This is a genomic window from Ruminococcus sp. AF31-8BH (assembly GCF_003460605.1).
GTDB classification, from domain to species: domain Bacteria; phylum Bacillota; class Clostridia; order Lachnospirales; family Lachnospiraceae; genus Blautia_A; species Blautia_A acetigignens.
The window spans coordinates 171,364-190,285 of record NZ_QTVN01000003.1 but is presented as its reverse complement, the minus strand read 5'-3'; the positions used below and the strand labels follow the sequence as shown (position 1 = coordinate 190,285).

Annotated in this window: 18 protein-coding genes and 1 riboswitch; of the genes, 16 read left to right on the top strand and 2 right to left on the bottom strand. The window is 42.5% G+C overall.

Going from position 1 to position 18,922, the window contains the following annotated elements:
* The first annotated feature begins 7 nt into the window (after positions 1–7).
* The 8 genes from DWZ38_RS05190 to DWZ38_RS05155 all read left to right on the top strand — a co-directional run bounded on the left by DWZ38_RS05190 (position 8) and on the right by DWZ38_RS05155 (position 10,343).
* Positions 8–1,687, top strand: a complete 1,680-nt coding sequence (locus DWZ38_RS05190; RefSeq protein ID WP_117850661.1) for a M3 family oligoendopeptidase — start codon at positions 8–10, stop codon at positions 1,685–1,687.
* Positions 1,688–1,762: 75 nt separating this feature from the next.
* Entirely contained in the window at positions 1,763–2,335 is a 573-nt protein-coding gene (locus DWZ38_RS05185; RefSeq protein WP_117850659.1) for a hypothetical protein, read from the top strand.
* Between the two features lie 166 nt (positions 2,336–2,501).
* On the top strand, positions 2,502–4,763 hold the full coding sequence (locus DWZ38_RS05180) for an ABC transporter substrate-binding protein (RefSeq protein WP_117850657.1): 2,262 nt from the start codon (positions 2,502–2,504) through the stop codon (positions 4,761–4,763).
* Between the two features lie 252 nt (positions 4,764–5,015).
* Complete coding sequence (locus DWZ38_RS05175; RefSeq protein ID WP_117850654.1) at positions 5,016–6,002, top strand: ABC transporter permease; 987 nt, start codon at positions 5,016–5,018, stop codon at positions 6,000–6,002.
* A 10-nt stretch (positions 6,003–6,012) separates the two neighbouring features.
* Positions 6,013–7,755 (top strand): ABC transporter permease, encoded by a 1,743-nt coding sequence (locus DWZ38_RS05170; protein WP_243000164.1) that lies wholly within the window; start codon positions 6,013–6,015, stop codon positions 7,753–7,755.
* Positions 7,756–7,907: 152 nt separating this feature from the next.
* Positions 7,908–8,960, top strand: a complete 1,053-nt coding sequence (locus tag DWZ38_RS05165) for an ABC transporter ATP-binding protein (RefSeq protein WP_347518957.1) — start codon at positions 7,908–7,910, stop codon at positions 8,958–8,960.
* A complete protein-coding gene (locus DWZ38_RS05160; RefSeq protein WP_117850650.1) occupies positions 8,953–9,957 on the top strand; it encodes a dipeptide ABC transporter ATP-binding protein in 1,005 nt (334 codons plus the stop codon). Before DWZ38_RS05165 ends, DWZ38_RS05160 begins: the two co-directional genes overlap by 8 nt.
* A gap of 56 nt (positions 9,958–10,013) precedes the next feature.
* Complete coding sequence (locus tag DWZ38_RS05155) at positions 10,014–10,343, top strand: hypothetical protein (protein ID WP_117850648.1); 330 nt, start codon at positions 10,014–10,016, stop codon at positions 10,341–10,343.
* A 146-nt stretch (positions 10,344–10,489) separates the two neighbouring features.
* Here the strand turns inward: DWZ38_RS05155 and DWZ38_RS05150 are convergent, their stop codons facing one another.
* Positions 10,490–11,170: a GTP pyrophosphokinase family protein gene (locus DWZ38_RS05150; protein WP_117850645.1), complete on the bottom strand. Its 681-nt coding sequence runs from the start codon at positions 11,168–11,170 to the stop codon at positions 10,490–10,492.
* Positions 11,171–11,467: 297 nt separating this feature from the next.
* On the opposite strand from DWZ38_RS05150, the gene DWZ38_RS05145 reads away from it, so the two are divergent.
* From DWZ38_RS05145 to phoU, 5 genes are read left to right on the top strand one after another with little or no spacing between them, the layout of a single operon-like run.
* A complete protein-coding gene (locus DWZ38_RS05145) occupies positions 11,468–12,328 on the top strand; it encodes a substrate-binding domain-containing protein (RefSeq protein ID WP_117850643.1) in 861 nt (286 codons plus the stop codon).
* A gap of 51 nt (positions 12,329–12,379) precedes the next feature.
* Entirely contained in the window at positions 12,380–13,234 is an 855-nt protein-coding gene (gene pstC / locus DWZ38_RS05140; RefSeq protein ID WP_117850640.1) for a phosphate ABC transporter permease subunit PstC, read from the top strand.
* On the top strand, positions 13,227–14,090 hold the full coding sequence (gene pstA / locus DWZ38_RS05135; protein ID WP_117850637.1) for a phosphate ABC transporter permease PstA: 864 nt from the start codon (positions 13,227–13,229) through the stop codon (positions 14,088–14,090). The genes pstC and pstA overlap by 8 nt, the downstream gene beginning before the upstream one ends.
* Positions 14,091–14,150: 60 nt before the next feature.
* The gene (gene pstB / locus DWZ38_RS05130; protein WP_021925805.1) at positions 14,151–14,900 is read left to right on the top strand and encodes a phosphate ABC transporter ATP-binding protein PstB; all 750 of its coding nucleotides are present in this window, start codon (positions 14,151–14,153) and stop codon (positions 14,898–14,900) included.
* A 1-nt stretch (position 14,901) separates the two neighbouring features.
* A complete protein-coding gene (gene phoU, locus DWZ38_RS05125) occupies positions 14,902–15,582 on the top strand; it encodes a phosphate signaling complex protein PhoU (protein ID WP_117850634.1) in 681 nt (226 codons plus the stop codon).
* A gap of 52 nt (positions 15,583–15,634) precedes the next feature.
* Here phoU and DWZ38_RS05120 read toward each other — a convergent pair whose 3' ends face one another.
* On the bottom strand, positions 15,635–17,047 hold the full coding sequence (locus DWZ38_RS05120; protein WP_117850631.1) for an alanine/glycine:cation symporter family protein: 1,413 nt from the start codon (positions 17,045–17,047) through the stop codon (positions 15,635–15,637).
* Positions 17,048–17,049: 2 nt separating this feature from the next.
* Positions 17,050–17,158: riboswitch (glycine riboswitch) on the bottom strand.
* Between the two features lie 406 nt (positions 17,159–17,564).
* Between DWZ38_RS05120 and DWZ38_RS05115 the strand changes: the two genes are divergently transcribed.
* From DWZ38_RS05115 to ureB, 3 genes are all read left to right on the top strand, one after another.
* A complete protein-coding gene (locus tag DWZ38_RS05115) occupies positions 17,565–18,059 on the top strand; it encodes an HD domain-containing protein (protein WP_021925802.1) in 495 nt (164 codons plus the stop codon).
* Positions 18,060–18,241: 182 nt separating this feature from the next.
* Positions 18,242–18,544, top strand: a complete 303-nt coding sequence (gene ureA, locus DWZ38_RS05110) for an urease subunit gamma (protein WP_117850629.1) — start codon at positions 18,242–18,244, stop codon at positions 18,542–18,544.
* Positions 18,545–18,558: 14 nt separating this feature from the next.
* Positions 18,559–18,918, top strand: a complete 360-nt coding sequence (gene ureB / locus DWZ38_RS05105; protein WP_021925800.1) for an urease subunit beta — start codon at positions 18,559–18,561, stop codon at positions 18,916–18,918.
* Positions 18,919–18,922: the final 4 nt, after the last annotated feature.

Sequence of the window (18,922 nt, the reverse complement as noted above, 5' to 3'; positions counted from 1 at the left end):
GAATAAGATGAAATTTTCAGAAATGCCTTACAGCCGCGTTGATTTTCCAGCTGTAATCGCTCAGGGAAAAGAAATCATCCAGAGAGCTTCCCAGGCGAAAAGCGGGGAAGAGCAGTTTGAAATCCATCAGGAATTTTACAAGCTGTTAGATCATGTTAACACTCTCTACACAATTGCACATATCCGCAGAGATGGGAATGTGGCAGATGCGTTTTATGAGGAAGAGAATGCTTATTATGATGAGATGCTTCCAGAGCTGACAGCTTTGGGAAATGAATATCAGAAGGTGCTTTTTGCTACTCCATATCGTGCGTATATGGAAGAGAAGATCGGACCGGTTGCATTTAAATCCATGGAACTGGAGATGAAATGCTTTAATGATAGTCTGATTCCCCTTATGCAGGAAGAGAATACATTGTCTACCCGTTACAGAAAGCTGATCGCTTCCGCTAAGATTATGTGGGAGGGAGAGGAATTGAATCTTTCCCTTATGAGTAAATACATGCGCTCATCAGATCGTGATACCCGTAAGAAAGCATGGGCTGCTTATGCCGGCTTCTTTGAAGATAATCAGGAAGAACTTGATGAAATTTATGATCAGCTGGTAAAGAACCGAACCAAACAGGCACAGATGCTTGGCTTTGAGAATTTTATTGATATGGGATACTGCCGCATGAATCGTAATTCCTATACCAAAGAAGACATTCAGATGCTTCGTGACCAGATTAAGAAAGTATTTGTACCGCTTGCTTCGAAGATGCATAAGAATCGTCAGGCTCGTCTTGGCGTGGAGCAGCTTCATTACTATGATATTGGTGTGTATTTCCCACAGGGAGATCCGGCTCCAATCGGTACACCGGAAGAGATTCTTGAAAGCGGACGTAAAATGTATACAGAGATGTCTGCTGAGACAAAAGATTTCTTCAATATGATGATGGAGAACGAACTTTTTGATGTATTTGGACGTAAGAATAAGGCTACAGGCGGCTACATGACTGAACTTCCGGATTACGGCGTACCGTTCATTTTTGCAAACTTTAATGGTACAAGTGGTGATGTGGATGTAATTACACATGAGTGCGGACATGCCTTCCAGAGTTATGTGGCTGGCAAGGATCCTATTAAAGATCATTACCGTTATCTGACTATGGAGACAGCAGAAATTCATTCCATGTCTATGGAATTTTTCGCAGAGCCATGGATAGAGCTTTTCTTCGGAGAAAGAGGAGAAGATTATCGTAAGATGCATCTGGAGGATGCAATTGACTTTATTCCTTATGGAACTATGGTAGATGAATTCCAGCATATTGTATATGGCAATCCGGAGATGACACCGAAGGAACGCAGAGATGCATGGAAGCAGCTTGAGAAGGAGTATCGTCCGTTCCTGGATGTTACCGGCTGCAAATTCCTGGAAGATGGAAGATACTGGCAGAGACAGCATCATATTTATGAGCTTCCGTTCTATTATATTGATTATGTGCTTGCACAGCTTTGTGCATTCCAGTTTAAGATTCGTATGGAGAAAGACCAGGCTGATACATGGGCTGCATATATGAAGCTTTGTGAGCTTTCTGCAAGTGATTTTTATCCGTCCATGCTGAAGCAGGTCGGACTTACTGTTCCTTTTGAAGAGGGTTGTATCCAGAAAATTGTAGCGGGGCTTGATAAGAAGCTGGTACAGTGAATATAGCAGATACTTAATTTTCGCTGCACCAGATTGAGATTTTCTGAGAAACCAGAAGAAATGTGAGGCGTATTTGTGAAGAAATATGGGAATGATTACCGTCAGAACGGGAAACAATTTGAATATACCGGGAAATGGCACAGCACCAAAGCAGAGGCTAAGGAACTGAAGCAATATGCATGGAGCTATACAGGTCTGATGATTGCGGCTATGATTGTATATGTGGCAGGACTTATGATAAATAATGCAGGAAGCCGTGTTTTCTGGGTGCTGATTCCTTTCGTGACGATGATTTTTCCCATTTCCTATGGAATCATGGGAGGGGTGTCCCTTCTCCTCTTTTGCAGAAATCAGGAGGGGAAAGGGCAGACATCCCAGGTGGTGATTCCGGAGGAACATGTGGGCCATATGACCCGTGCACAATACGAAAAAGGAATACGCCGTCCGGTAAGATGCAGCATCGCAATTGTCGGATTTGCATTTTTTACATGTGTGGCAGACTTGATTCTGATACTTTTGAAGCCCACAGATCTTGTGTTAACCAGGGAGCTATTATTCGAGGTGGTTAGTGCTATAACTTTAACACTGGGAAGTGTTGCTGCTGTACAAAGTTGTCGAACTAAAGTAAAATTCACAATTTTTGAATAAGAATTTTTCGGTTTTTGACAAAAATGGACAAAATTCCAGTCATTAACTATTGCGTAAGCAGTAAAACATGATAAAATAGAAGAGCGCAGAACAACACCAGAGGGGTTGTAGCAGTGGCTGTCCTTAATGGATAGTTACAATAAAATTTATCAAAGGAGGATAAGATATGAGCAAGAAGAAGTTAATGGCCCTGTTATTAACAGGTGTCATGGCAGCATCAACAGTGAGCGTTCCTGTTTTTGCTGAAGAGGCTGAGGGAGGTTCTTCCGATACACCACTTGTTATTGGACAGACTAACTTCTCCGAGAAATTCAGCGGATTATTCCACGAGACAGTTCCGGATACGCAGATTGCAGAGAACGTAGGCGAATATCTGTTCGGAAGTGACCGTACAGGTGCCATTATTTATAATGGTATCGAAGGCGAGACACGTGAGTATAACGGAACGGATTATACTTACACAGGACTTTCCGATGTAACTGTTACAGAGGGCGAGGATGAGACTGTATACAATTTCAAACTTCGTGAGGATGTAACATTTTCTGACGGTGAGCCTCTTACCGCAGATGACCTGATTTTCACATATTATGTACTTTCTGATACAGATTATGATGGAAATGCAACATTCTATTCCACCAATATCAAAGGTATGAAAAATTACCGTCTGAATTCCACAGCAGCAGATTCCATCACAGATGAAGATGTTGCGAATACACTTGCAGATATGCCAGATGAAGTTGCTGCAAGAGTGAAAGATGAGCTGATGGTTCCGCTTCTTACATCTGAGTATGAGTGGGCTCAGACTGCATGGGAAGATTATGCAGATGATTACGGCGTTGCAAACGGAGATGAGTTCTTCGCAATGCTTTACGCAAAAGATGAGAACTATTCTGTAGATGGCAAGGATCAGGATACTATCATTAATGAAATCGCAGATCAGTATGGCAAGGATTATCTTGCACTTGCAGCTGCATATGGCGATGAAGCATTCTTCGATGAAGATGCAGCAACAATCGCTTCCGAGTACCTGGTAGAGCAGAAAACTGCTGCAGGTGAGGGTGAGGAAGTTGCTAATATCGAAGGTATTAAGAAGCTTGGTGATTATGAGGTTGAGGTTACCACAGATGGTTTCGAGGCAACTACAATCTATCAGCTTGGCGTAATCGTTGAGCCAATGCACTATTATGGAGATGCTTCTCTCTATGATTATGATAACAACCAGTTCGGTTTCACAAGAGGAGACCTCTCCGCTGTACGTGATAAATCCAACCAGCCACTTGGCGCAGGTCCGTACAAATTTGTGAAATATGAGAACAAGACTGTATACATGGAAGCAAACGAGAACTACTACAAGGGTGCTCCTAAGACTAAGTACCTCCAGTGGCGTGAGACTTCCGATGCAGATAAGATTGCCGGCGTTGAGCAGGGTACAATCGACCTTTCCGATCCATCCGGAAGCAAATCTGCATTTGACCAGATTAAGAGCATCAACGGAAATGATGAGCTCAGCGGTGATAAGATCATCGTTAACGCAACAGACAACCTTGGATATGGATACATTGGTCTTAACGCAAACACAATCAATGTTGGCGGAGAGCCAGGATCTGATGCTTCTAAGAATTTAAGAAAAGCACTTACAACTGTACTTGCTGTATATCGTGATGTAGCAATTGACTCTTACTATGGAGATGCTGCTTCCGTAATCAACTATCCGATCTCCAATACATCCTGGGCAGCTCCTCAGAAATCTGATGCAGATTATCAGGTGGCTTACTCTGTAGATGTTGATGGAAATCCGCTTTACACAGATGATATGACTGATGATGAGAAGTTTGCAGCAGCAACACAGGCAGCTCTTGGCTTTTTCGAAGCAGCTGGATACACTGTAGAAAACGGCAAAGTAACAGCAGCTCCGGAAGGTGCAAAGATGAGCTATGAGATCATCATCGGTGCTGATGGAAGTGGAGATCACCCAAGCTTTGCAATTCTTACAGATGCAAAGGCAGCTCTTGAGTCCATCGGATTTACACTTGACATCAATGATGTTACAGACTCCAATATTATGTGGGATGCTTTAAATGCAGGTACTGTAGAAATGTGGGCAGCTGCATGGCAGGCAACAGTGGATCCTGATATGTATCAGGTTTACCACAGCGCAAGTGTAAAGAGCAATTACTACCACATTAATGATGAAACACTGGATCAGGATATTATTGATGCCCGTTCTACAGCTGATCAGGAATACAGAAAATCTGTTTACAAACAGTGTCTGGATATTATTCTTGACTGGGCAGTTGAGATTCCGATCTATCAGAGACAGAACTGCGTTATTTACAGCCCTGAGCGTATCAATGCAGATACCTTTACGAAAGACGTTACCACATTCTATTCATGGTATAACGATATCACTAATATCGAAATGAACTAAAGGTATAAAAGAAAAATGACCTGTTAGCGCAGTGGGTCCACCTTGATAAGTGGACCCACTGCCTTACTGGCAGTATGCCTTGGGTTACGGTAGAATCCGTGCCCGGTAAAAGAGAAGGCCGCTGATATGTGGCCAGGCAACTGCACAGTATACCGGCTGTAATCGGCAGACGGACAGAACCGGCAGGACACACTGCCAGTAAGAACGAAAAGTCAGATTTCTTGCCTGATACTGGAAAGGACAAATTTAAGAATGAAGAAGTTTATTGTACGTCGTGTACTTTTGGGAGCGATGATCCTATTCTTCGTTTCCATGATTATCTATTCAATTGAGAGAGCCCTTCCTACTTCTTATGTAGAAGGAAGAGCCCGTGACATGTCAATGAAACAGGGCGCTAAGCCCTATGATGAGCTGGTTGCTGAGCTGAATGCTTCGTATGGTCTGGATAAGCCGGTCCTGGAAGGATATTTTGTATGGCTCGGAAAAGCTATTCATGGTGAGTTTGGAGAATCCTGGATTTTCCATCAGCCTGTAACAAAGAAATTTTCCAGCGTTATCTGGTATTCCTTTGCGCTGGCATTGGCCGCATTCCTGTTGGAAATAATGATTGCCATACCTTTGGGTATTATATCGGCAACGAAACAGTATAGCAGGGTCGATTATGCAGTTACCGTTTTTGCACTGATTGGTATTTCCCTGCCTTCCTTTTTCTTTGCCACTATTCTGAAATGGATTTTCTCTATTAATTTAAAATGGGTTGACCTGTATGGTATTGTAAGCCGTATGCATGAGTCCTACGGAAGCGTAGGTAAGGTGCTTGATATGGCACAGCACATGATTCTTCCTGTCATTACGCTGACCATCGTAAGTGTTGGTTCCCTTATGCGTTATACAAGAACTAATATGCTAGAGGTTCTGAATGCAGACTATATCCGCACTGCCAGAGCGAAAGGTGTTTCAGAGAAAAAAGTAGTTTCCCATCATGCTTTCCGTAATACGCTGATCCCGATCATCACTATTCTCGGAAGTACACTTCCCAATCTGTTTGGTGGAGCGATGATCACAGAGACTCTGTTCCAGATTCCGGGAATCGGATATACATCCTATCAGGCACTGACTCAGGGAGATATTCCGTTTACCATGTTCTATATGGTATTCCTGGCGTTTCTGACATTAACCGGCAATCTGATCGCAGATATTCTCTATGCTGTGGCAGATCCAAGGGTACGAGTAAATTAGGAGGAAAAACATGAGTACAGATTCAACAAAGAAAAAAGACAATCATGTCAGTACCTCCAAGGCACTGGATGATGAGCAGCGTGTAAAAATCCTTTCCCCTGGAATGCTTGTTGCGAAAAGATTCTTCCGCAATAAGCTGGCAGTGGCAGGACTTGTAATTCTGGTAACAATGTTTATATTTTCGTTTATAGGCGGTATGGTAAGTCCCTACGGCGAGAGCCAGGTCTTCCGTAAAACAGACCATGTATGGAAGGATTATGCAGGAGCTACCTATAATAAATCTTATATTTTTGAAACAGCAAATGGTGCTGAATTTCCTACACAGGGACAGCAGAAATTTATTCTTGCCACAAACAAGGGAAATGATTCCTTTGAGGCAAATGGTGTAACCTATGGACTGGAGCAGAAGGGTGAAGATTATTGGGCAATTTATTCTTCAGAATCAGTAGCAACAGTTCTTACCCTGAAGGGTAAATCTACCTATAAGCAGGTTGGAAACACAGAAGTAACAGACGAAATCAAAGAGGGCTATGAAGAGGCCGTCGCAAATGATGAGAATACATTTGAAGTAGATGGCATTACTTATACCATTGAGAAAGCGGGACGTGAGAACCAGATTACTATTTCCGGTGAGGTTGCATTTGCAACTAAGAAGGTATTTAGCGCAGCAGCAAAGGATGCAGATCTTGGCTTCCAGTTCAAGCAGGCAGTGCTTGATGCAATTGAAGCCGGAGAGACTTCATTTGAATATGATGGCACTAAGTATGAGCTGAATACAACAGAGGAAGAGACATCCACAGAGGTTGTAAAGGATGGTGAAGTCTACGCTACTATTTCCAATCTTCTGGTATCTCCTCAGGCAAACGGCGTATTCCTTTCTCTTTCCTTTAAAGAGGCGGTTGAGCAGGCAATTGCTGATAAAGCAACTACCTTTACGGCTATGAATGAGGCTGGTGAAGAAGAAACCTATCAGCTTCAGACTAAGAATACACAGTATGTTGTAAGAAGCCAGAAAGCGACTACTGTAAATGATACCTATTCTGCTCCGAGCAAAAAGCACTGGGCAGGAACTGATGGAAATGGTATGGATATGCTGACCAGGCTGATGTATGGCGGACGTATTTCCCTTATGATCGGTTTCGTTGTTATCATTATTGAGGGTATTATCGGTATTCTTATCGGTGGTATTTCCGGTTATTTCGGAGGATGGGTAGACACCATTCTTATGCGTGTGGTTGACGTTGTAATCTGTATTCCGGCGATGCCGCTGTACATTATCATTGGTTCCGTTATGGATTATTACAAGATTGATCCGCGAATTCGAATTTATGCACTTTGTGCGATCCTTGGTATTGTAGGATGGCCTGGAATTGCACGAATGGTTCGAGGACAGATTCTTTCTCTTCGTGAGCAGGAATTTATGGTTGCAACAGAAGCTACCGGTGTTCGTATTTCAAGACGTATTTTCCGTCACCTGATTCCGAACGTTATTCCTCAGCTGATCGTTATTGCAACAATGGGACTTGGTGATGTTATCCTGATGGAGGCAACTCTTAGCTTCCTTGGAATCGGTGTTAAATTCCCATACGCTTCCTGGGGTAATATTGTAAATGCGGTAAATGATGTATACGTATTGACCAACTTCTGGTTCGTATGGATCCCGGCCGGATTCTTAATCCTGCTGACCGTTCTTGGCTTTAACTTTGTGGGTGATGGTCTTCGTGACGCATTCGACCCGAAAATGAAACGGTAGGTGCGAATATGGCATTATTTGGTAAGAAAAACGCAAACTATATCTCAGCTAAGGAAACCAAAAGAATTTCCAAAGAGAATCGAAAAATCACCAGTGAGATAGAGAAGAAGAGAAACAGAAAGAATATTCCGGAGTCAGAATATATTACTACTATGAAGAACCCGGAAAACGTAGTTGAGTTTGACAATGTTCATACTTATTTCTTTACAGATATCGGAACTGTTAAAGCTGTTGACGGTGTAAGTTTTGAAATTCCACAGGGAAAAACAGTTGGTGTCGTTGGAGAATCCGGCTGCGGAAAATCTGTAACAAGCCTTTCTCTGATGCAGCTGGTACAGCGTCCTCAGGGACAGACTGTAGAAGGAGAAATCCGTTTTAATACAGGCGATAAGGCTTATAATATTGTAAATACTCCGTCAAGCATTATGCAGAAGCTTCGCGGAAATGAGCTTTCCATGATCTTCCAGGAGCCTATGACTGCGCTGAACCCGGTTTTCCGTATTGGTGAGCAGGTGGATGAGATCACCATGCTTCACAATCCGGATATGAGCAAGGAGCAGGTGAAGGCAAGAACCATCGAAATGCTGGAGATGGTTGGTATTGCCAACAGTGAGGGCGTTTATAAAATGTATCCTCATGAGTTGTCCGGTGGTATGCGTCAGCGTGTATGTATCGCAATCGGTCTTGCATGTAACCCAAGACTGATCATTGCAGATGAGCCTACTACAGCTCTTGATGTTACTATTCAGGCTCAGATTCTGGATTTGATGCGTAATCTGAAAGATAAGATCAATTCTTCCATTATGCTGATTACTCACGACCTTGGTGTTATCGCAGAAATGGCAGACTATGTAGTTGTTATGTATGCCGGCCGTGTGGTTGAGAAAGGTACAGCAAGTGAGATTTTCAATCATCCGTCTCATCCATATACCATTGGACTTATGCGCTCCAAACCGGTTGTTGGTAAGAAGGTTGACAAGCTTTACAGTATTCCGGGTAAGGTTCCGAATCCAATTGACATGCCGGATTACTGTTACTTCCGCGACCGCTGCGAGCTTAGCTGTGATAAATGCCAGGGAAGCTATCCAGGGGTTGTGAAGTTAAGTCCGACACATGAAGTAAGCTGTTATCGTTATGCTGACCGTCCGGAAGCAGGATGGCTGGCAACTGTTCATCCGGGAGAGGGGGGAAATGCTCATGAGTGAGAATAAGACAGCAGAGAATAAAAATAAGCAGTCCGATAACATTCTGGAGGTATCCCATCTTAAGAAATATTTCCCGATCAAGGGTGGAATGTTCGGTAAGCAGGTTGGTGCCGTAAAGGCAGTTGATGATGTTTCCTTTACTTTAAAACGAGGAACAACAATGGGTCTTGTAGGAGAGTCCGGATGTGGTAAATCCACAACAGGACGTACCATCTTAAGACTGATCGAAAAGACAGACGGACAGGTACTTTTCAATGGAAAGGATGTATATGGTCTTTCCCGCAAGGAAATGCGTGATATGCGTACTAAGATGCAGATCATTTTCCAGGATCCTTATTCTTCCCTTTCTCCAAGACTTCCGGTTGGTGAGATTATTGGAGAGGCAGTAAGAGAGCACAATCTGGTACCGAAGTCTGAGTATGCAGATTATGTAACTAAGATTATGGATGACTGTGGTCTTCAGTCCTATCACAAGGATCGTTATCCCCATGAGTTTTCAGGCGGACAGAGACAGCGTATCTGCATTGCAAGAGCGCTTGCTTTGAATCCGGAATTCGTTGTGTGTGATGAGCCTGTTTCTGCGCTGGACGTTTCCGTACAGGCACAGATCATCAACCTGTTAAAGGAGCTTCAGGAAAAACGCAATCTGACCTACCTGTTTATTTCACATGACCTTTCTGTAGTTGAGCATATTTCCGATACTATCGGTGTTATGTATCTGGGAGGTCTTGTGGAGACTGGTACTACAGCAGATATTTTTGCAAATCCTCTTCATCCGTATACAGAGGCTCTGTTCTCTGCAATTCCGATGCCGGATCCGGATCTGAAGAGAAACCGTATTATCCTGGAGGGCAACATTCCTTCTCCGGCTAATCCGCCTAAGGGATGTAAGTTCCATACCAGATGCCGCAAGTGCATGGAAATCTGCAAGAACCAGGTGCCTGAGGTGAAAGATATGGGCAACGGACACAAGGTGCGCTGCCACTTATACGACTAAATAAAGCACAGGCCGGGGGATTCTCCTGGCCTGTAAAATTTTCAGGAGGTTCTATCATGGGAAAGAAGAAAAAAGAAGAATTACCGGATTACACAGTTGCAAAAATGGATGTGGATGGTATGCCCTGGAATTCCAGAAGACCGTGGCAGATCCTTCCGGGAGATCCATCTAAACACAGGAAAGAATTTGACGTAAAGGTACCGGAGCCAGGTATGGAAAGTGATATGCCGGATAACCTGTCAGCCTTTGAGAATCCGCCTATGACAAAGGAAGAGCGAAGAGGAATGATCTGGCTTTCCCTCAAAGCATCCCTCACGGTAGGTCTGATCTTCGGCGGTGCAGCCTTTTTGTTCATTCTGTTTTGCGTGTTTGTGTGGCTGAAATAAAAGAAATCTTATCAGTCCGCTATGCTGCAATACAAATTGTATGTATTTGGCAGGACACTTGACAAGCGTATCGACTCAATTTCAAGAGAGAATAGCGGCAGACAATTAATCTTGTCTGCCGTAAAATTATGCAGATCGAGCCTGTCTCAAATATCATGAAACATCCCAATCTTATCCTTAATTCGCTGCATTTCATTATCCGTTTCGATTACAGCCTGGGCAGAGCGGAGAAGCTCAGCACTGATCTCATCATAGCCCGGGAGATCCTCAATTCCCTTCTTATAGCGAAGCTGGTGTTCCAGAGTAGCCCAGAAATCCATTCCATTGGTACGAATTTGAAGCTCTACCCGCATAGGTGTTTTACCTTTTGAAAAAAATACCGGAATCTCTACAATCATATGATAGCTGCGGTAGCCATTGGACTTAGGATTTTGGATGTAGTCCTTGACTTTGAGAACTTTAATATCGTCCTGGCCTGCAATCAGGTTTGCAACAGTATAAATATCGTCAATAAATGCACAGACTACCCGCACTCCTGCAACATCATTCAGATATTCCTGAATATTCTCAGCAGTGAAAGCATACCCAAGCTTTTGAAGCTTACGGTAAATACTTTCTGGCTTCTTGATTCTTGTCTTAATAAAAGAGATAGGATTTCTCTTATATTCAACAGAAAATTCGTCATCCAGTACTTCAAGCTTGGTTTGCACCTCACGAATTGCGCAGCGGTACATCATCATCAGGTCATTAAACTTGGCAGCATTATTAATAAATTTCTGTGGATCTGGCGTATCCAGCCATGTCATTTTAGTTTGCTCTTCAGTCATAGTAATCTCCATTCTTATTCCGGAAGTTTGAAGCCTGTATGAAAAATATTTCGTAAATAACGAAACAGGCTATACTCATACATGCATTTATTATACATGAAAATCTTATATTAGGCAAATTTTCTGTTCTCTATAAGGAAAAGACAATTGTAAAAAACAGATCTGAAACAGGTCTGTTTTTTTACATTTTTTTTACTTTTCCGGGATAGTGTATTTTACATATGGACGGTAATATACAGACTGTAATCGCGAGAGAGAGAAAAAAACAAGGACCTCGAAGAAAAGGAGAAAATAATCATGAAAAAAGGTTTAGCAGTAGCGATGGCGGCATTATTAGGAGTAGCAACAATGGGTACAACAGCAATGGCAGCAGCTTCCGGAGATATTACAATCTGTTCCAGAGAGGATGGTTCCGGTACAAGAGGTGCATTCATTGAACTGTTTGGAATTGAAGAAAAAGATGCAGATGGAAATAAAGTAGACAACACTACAGAGGCAGCTAAAATCACAAATAGTACTTCTGTTATGTTAAGCACAGTAGCTCAGGATGAGAATGCAATCGGATATGTTTCACTTGGCTCCCTGAATGATACTGTTACAGCTGTAAAAATTGACGGAGCAGAAGCAACAGCAGAGAATATTGAGTCTGGTGATTATAAAGTAGTTCGTCCTTTTAATATTGCAACAAAGGATGATGTAAGCGAAGCAGCACAGGATTTTATCAATTATATTATGAGTGCTGACGGACAGGCTGTGATTGAAGAAAACGGATACATTTCCGTTGGAGACAAACCGGAATATGAAGCAGCAGATGTAGAAGGAAAAGTTGTGGTAGCCGGATCTTCTTCTGTAACTCCGGTAATGGAGAAGCTTGCTGAAAGCTATAAAGAAGTAAATGATAAAGTAGACATCGAGGTTCAGCAGAGTGATTCTACAACTGGTATGACATCTGCAATTGACGGACTTTGCGATATCGGTATGGCATCACGTGACTTAAAAGACAGCGAAACTGAGGCTGGTCTTACTGCAACTGTAATTGCAAAGGATGGTATTGCAATAATTGTAAACAATGACAGTGGTGTAGCTGAGCTTACAAGCGATCAGGTAAAGGATATCTACACAGGTAACATCACTACATGGGAAGATCTTGCAAAATAATAATCTGAGCTTGCAAATTGGAAAAACTTCCCAAATAAAGGAACGGACTTTATGAAATCAATTAATGAAAAGGTAATGAAAATCGTGTTCCTTGTAGCGGCCTGCACTTCTGTGCTGGCCGTTGCATTAATCTGTATCTTCTTATTCGCAAACGGAATTCCGGCAATGGCGAAAATCGGTCTGCCAGACTTCCTGTTTGGAATGAAGTGGAAACCATCTAACGGACTTTACGGAATTTTCCCATTTATCCTTGGAAGTATCTACGTAACAGCAGGAGCCATTGTGGTAGGTGTTCCAACAGCTCTTCTGCTTGCAATTTTCCTTGCATTTTATTGTCCAAAGCAGTTGTATTCTCCATTAAAAGCAATGGTAAATCTTCTTGCCGGAATCCCTTCAGTTGTATATGGATTTTTTGGTCTGACTGTATTTGTACCGCTGCTGCGCCAGCTTACAGGACATGATGGAAGCACAATGCTTACTGCTTCCGTGCTTCTTGGAATTATGATACTCCCAACAGTTACAGGAGTTGCGGAGCCGGCTTTGAAAAGCGTTCCCACAAGCTACTATGAAGGAGCACTGGCACTTGGGGCAACTCATGAAAAAAGTGTGTTTGGAACTGTATTTCCGGCAGCAAAATCCGGTGTGTTAGCAGGTGTTGTACTTGGAATCGGTCGTGCCATCGGTGAGACAATGGCAGTCATTATGGTAGCCGGAAACCAGACCTGGATGCCACAGGGACTGTTTAAAGGACTTCGTACCATGACCGCAAATATTGTTATTGAAATGGGCTATGCGACTGACCTTCATAGAGAAGCGCTGATTGCAACAGGTGTAGTATTGTTCGTATTTATCCTGATCATCAACCTATGCGTATCAGCCCTGAAAAGGAGGACAGAAGATGAGTAAAAGCAGATCTTCTTACTGGAAAAGTCATCCGGGTTCAGCTGTGCTTCGGCTTCTGGTATGGCTGTCAGCTGTGATCACAGTGACAGTTATGGCCTTTCTGGTAGGATTTATTCTGATAAAAGGTGTAGGAAATCTGAAACCGGAGCTGTTTGCACTGGAATATAATTCAGAAAATGCATCCCTGATGCCGGCACTTATTAACACGCTGATTATCACACTACTATCACTTTTGATCGCAGTGCCGTTTGGTATTTTTGCAGCAATATATCTGGTTGAATATGCAAAAAAAGGAAGCAAGCTTGTAAAAATAATTCGCATAACAACAGAGACATTACAGGGAATTCCATCTATCATTTTTGGTTTGTTTGGACTTTTGTTTTTCAGTACAGCACTTCACTGGGGATACTCTTTGTTATCCGGAGCCATGACTTTAGTGATCATGATCCTTCCTCTGATCATCCGTACTACAGAAGAAGCACTTCTTGGTGTTCCGGATGCATACAGAGAAGCCTCCTTTGGGCTAGGTGCGGGAAAGCTTCGTACTGTTTTTAAGGTAGTACTTCCAAGTGCCATACCTGGAATCCTTTCCGGAGTGGTTCTCGCAACCGGTCGTATTGTAGGTGAGACAGCTGCACTTATTTACACAGCTGGTGCAGTTGCAAAGGTTCCTTCCAGCCTCATGGGTTCAGGAAGAACTCTTGCAGTGCATATGTATGTGCTTTCCAGTGAGGGTCTTTATATGGATCAGGCCTATGCAACTGCAGTTATCCTTCTGGTTTTTGTACTGGTACTGAACTGGATTTCCGGATTTTGTGCAAAAAGACTTGGCAAAGCGGATTATATCCGCTTGCCATAATACTTTGTAATTATGATGAAAGGCAGAGAAAAGCAGCCGAGATGCTTTTCAAAGGAGAATATGGGTAAAATTAATGTGGAAAACATGGATTTGTACTATGGACAGTTCCATGCTTTAAAGAATATTAATCTGGATATTCCGGAAAAGAAAATAACAGCATTCATCGGTCCAAGCGGATGTGGAAAATCCACTTTGTTAAAGTCATTAAACCGTATGAATGATCTGGTTGAGGGCTGTAAGATTACAGGTGATATACGGTTGGACGGTGAAGATATTTATGGGAATATCGATGTGAATCTTCTCAGAAAACGTGTAGGAATGGTATTTCAGAAACCTAATCCGTTCCCTATGAGTATTTATGATAATATTGCATATGGACCTCGTACACATGGCATTCATTCCAAAGAAAAGCTGGATGATATTGTGGAAAGAGCACTTCGAAATGCATCTATCTGGGATGAAGTAAAAGATCGCCTGAAGAAAAGTGCGCTTGGAATGTCAGGTGGACAGCAGCAAAGACTTTGCATTGCAAGAGCTCTTGCAGTAGAGCCTGAGGTTCTTCTTATGGACGAACCCACCTCCGCTTTGGATCCGATTTCTACATCTCACATTGAGGATCTGGCATTGGAATTAAAAGACCGTTATACAATTGTGATCGTGACTCATAATATGCAGCAGGCAGCTCGTATTTCGGATAAAACAGCCTTTTTCCTGCTGGGTGAGATCATCGAATATAACGATACTACAGAGCTGTTTTCAAGACCACAGAATAAGAAAACAGAAGAGTATATCACAGGGAGGTTCGGTTGATATGAGAGATCTTTATAATGCAAAGCTTGCCAGACTTTCAGATGAAATTACGGAAATGGGAAATCTGTGCGGACAGGTAATTATGAAAACCTGTCAGCTTCTGGCAAGTGTGGAAATTCGCGAAACAGCATCAAAGGAAATTGGAAAAATTGAGAAAGAAATTGATGATAAAGAGCATAATATTGAAGCACTTTGTATGCAGCTGCTTTTAAAACAGCAGCCGGTAGGAACGGATCTGAGAAAGATTTCAGCAGCCCTTAAGATGGTTACAGATATGGAAAGAATCGGAGATCAGGCTACAGATATTGCAGAAATTATGCTTACAGGAAGTGTACATGTTCCGGTTACTGCGATTCCCCTTCAGGAAATGGCTGAGCATGCAATGCATATGGTAAATGACAGTGTCACAGCTTACGTAGAAGAGAAAAGTGATCTGGCCAAAAAGGTAATCGACAGCGATGATCTGCTGGATAACCTTTTTAATCAGATAAGAAAAGCTTTGGATATGAATCGTATGGGGTATTCCGGTGATGAAATCCTTGATCTTCTTATGATTTCAAAATATTATGAAAGAATCGGAGATCATGCTACGAATATTGGTGAATGGGCTGAATTTTCCGTAGATGGAATTCACAGAAACGGAGACAGCATAAGCGATTTGTTTAATCCGAATTCATTGTAAAAAAACTCCCGCCAGTGGCTAAAAGCATCAGCTGGCAGGAGCTTTTTTTATTTTAAAACTGGTAATTTTTATGTCTTTTAAAGAAATCCTTTGTTTCCTTTACCACTACGCCGCTTAAAGCAAGCAGTGCGATCAGGTTCGGGAAAGCCATCAGGGCATTGAAGATATCTGCAATATTCCATACAGCAGCAACTGTCATGTAAGGTCCGATAAATACGCAGAGAATATATAACCAACGGTAGGTTTTTACGGCTGTCATGTTACGATCAAACAGATACTCAAGACAGCGTTCACCGTAGTAATCCCATCCAAGGATGGTTGTAAATGCGAAGAAAACCAGGCACAGCATAAGTGCAAAGGAAGCAAATTGTGGTGGGAAAGGAAGTCCTTTCTGGAATGCTGCCGTGGTAATAGCGACGCCTTCAAGTCCTGTGTTCCAGGTTCCTGTAATGACGATGGAAAGACCTGTCATGGTACAGATTACGATGGTATCAATGAAAGTACCTGTCATGGAAACGAGACCCTGACGAACAGGTTCCTTTGTCTGAGCTGCTGCAGCAGCAATAGGAGCACTTCCAAGACCGGATTCATTGGAGAAAATACCGCGGGCAATACCTTTTTGCATTGCAACAACCATGGTTCCCATGGCACCGCCTGCAAGGGCACTTCCGTTAAATGCTGTTTTTACGATCGTAACGATTGCTGCCGGAACAGCCGTAATATTTGTGATGACAATGATCAGTGCAAGTACTACGTACAGAACTGCCATAAACGGTACAACAATCTGGGATACCTTAGCAATACGCTGAATGCCGCCAAGAACTACAAGTCCTACACATAAAGTAAGAATCAGGCAGGCGATAACAGTTGCCCAGGAATATGTATTTCCGAAAAGGGAAACGGTGTGAACGGTATCCGGATCAAAGAAGTTCTTCACTGCAGAAGCAATACCGTTTACCTGTGTAAAAGTACCGATTCCGAAAAGACCAACTCCTGCTCCGAAAAATGCGAAGATCTTTGCAAGCCATCTCCACTGCTTTCCCATACCGTTTTCAATGTAGTAGAAAGGTCCGCCAAGTACATGGCCTTCCTTATCAATGGTACGGTATTTGATTGCGAGAAGACCTTCTGCGTATTTGGTTGCCATTCCGAAGAATGCGGCAACGATCATCCAGAATAAGGCTCCCGGTCCGCCAGCTGCAATAGCAGTAGCAACACCTACAATATTTCCGGTTCCGATGGTAGCTGACAAAGCTGTGCAAAGAGCACCAAAGCTTGTAACCTCACCTTCCCCGCCGTCTTCATTTCGTACCATGAATTTCAGTGCTTTTCCAAGATGTCTTACCTGTAAAAAGCCTAACCGAACGGTTAAAAGGAATCCTGTGATCAGGATCAGAATGATAAGCGGAAGTCCCCAAACGACTCCGTCAAACCAGGTGATAAAGTTGTTGATTTGTGTAAACATGTTCTCTTTCCTCCATCCTTTTGCCTGAGAGATTAACAGCATGATACATGCTGCGTACACCTTCGGCGCTCTTCCATTTATTTTTTGAAGAGACTCTCCTGAGTTTACGAATACACCGTGCCAGAAATGTACGGCAGTGACGGCCATTCGTATTGTGTGGAAACACACTAGAACACAGGGTATCACAGTTGAAAATAATTTTCAATATGTTTTTGCAAAAAAGATTTTTATTTGCAAAGAAAAAGATTGTTGCTTCCTGCCGGAAAAAATTTTAACTTTATCAATAATATGAAATTGACATGAAATTCAGCAGTAAGTTATAATAGAGCAAATATTTTTTGTAAGCACTGCTGTTTTCGGGTGCATGGGCTATGAGCCTGTTTTTTCCTACATCAACTGGGAAGAGAAAAAGTAACTGGTGGAAAGCAGCGACATAGACTGTGTCTGGGGAAGTTTTACCATTGATGGATACCGGATCTGTGTTATAATACCTGAAGAGAATACAAGGAGGCCAGCTATGAGTACAAATACATCTGATATTATGGTAAAAATGATTCAGTTTTCCAATGGAAACAGACATGACATCAATCATTTTATGAAAGTATACACCTACGCCAAAACCATCGCGGAAAGTGAAAATGTTTCTGAGAAGGATTTGATTACCGTTGAAACTGCAGCAATCGTCCATGACATTGCCTGCCCTCTTTGCAGGGAAAAATACGGAAACACCAATGGGAAATACCAGGAAAAAGAAGGCATTCTGTTAGCGGAAGAGTTTCTAAAAGACACAGATCTGCCGGAAGAAATCAAGAAACGGGTTGTTTTTTTGGTGGGACATCATCACACCTTAACCGGTATTGACGGCATTGACTACCAGATCCTTCTGGAAGCAGACTACCTGGTAAATGCAGATGAATCTGGCTATTCAGAGGGCAATATCAGCAACACGAAGCGGAAGCTTTTTAAAACCAAAACAGGTCTTAGATTGCTGGAAGCAGTTTATGGCATTTAATGCCGCATAAAAATTTCACAAAAAACATCTTGACCATAAAACAATCTCACGCTATAATACCGCATATAAATTTTCGTGCAAAGAGCAGACAAAGGGGTCTGAAAAATCCCATTGTCTGCTCTTTTTTTTCTGCGAAAATCTGTATATCAGAATTTTCCACACAGATTGAGAGGAGAAACATCATGAGACTGAATCCAAAGGAACAGGAAAAATTAATGCTTCATATGGCAGGAAATCTTGCCAAAGAGAGAAAGGACAGAGGTCTGAAGCTGAATTATGTGGAGGCGCTTGCGTATATCAGTTCTGAGCTTCTGGAGCTTGCAAGAGATGGAAAAACAGTGGTAGAGCTGATGCAGCTTGGAACCAAAATTCTTACAAAAGACGATGTAATGGACGGCGTAGCTGATATGATCGGTGAAGTCCAGGTAGAAGCTACCTTTCCAGACGGAACCAAGCTTGTAACCGTACACAACCCAATTCAGTAAGGAGGAAGATCAGCATGAAAATTGGTGAAATTATGGCTGGGAATCGTGAGATTACACTTAACGAAGGCAAAAAAACAGTGACAGTAACAGTGGCAAACAAAGGCGACAGACCGGTTCAGGTTGGTTCCCATTTTCATTTCTTTGAAGTAAACAAATGCCTTTCTTTTGACCGGGAAAAAGCCTACGGATACCATCTGGACATCCCTTCCGGCACCTCTGTAAGATTTGAGCCGGGAGAAGAAAAAGAAGTCCAGCTTACCGAAATGGGCGGCAGAAAAAGAGTATTCGGCTTAAATGATCTCACCCGCGCCCAGGCAACAGAGGACACCAAAGCAGCATCTGTGGAAAATGCAAAATTAAAAGGATTTCTGTAAGGAG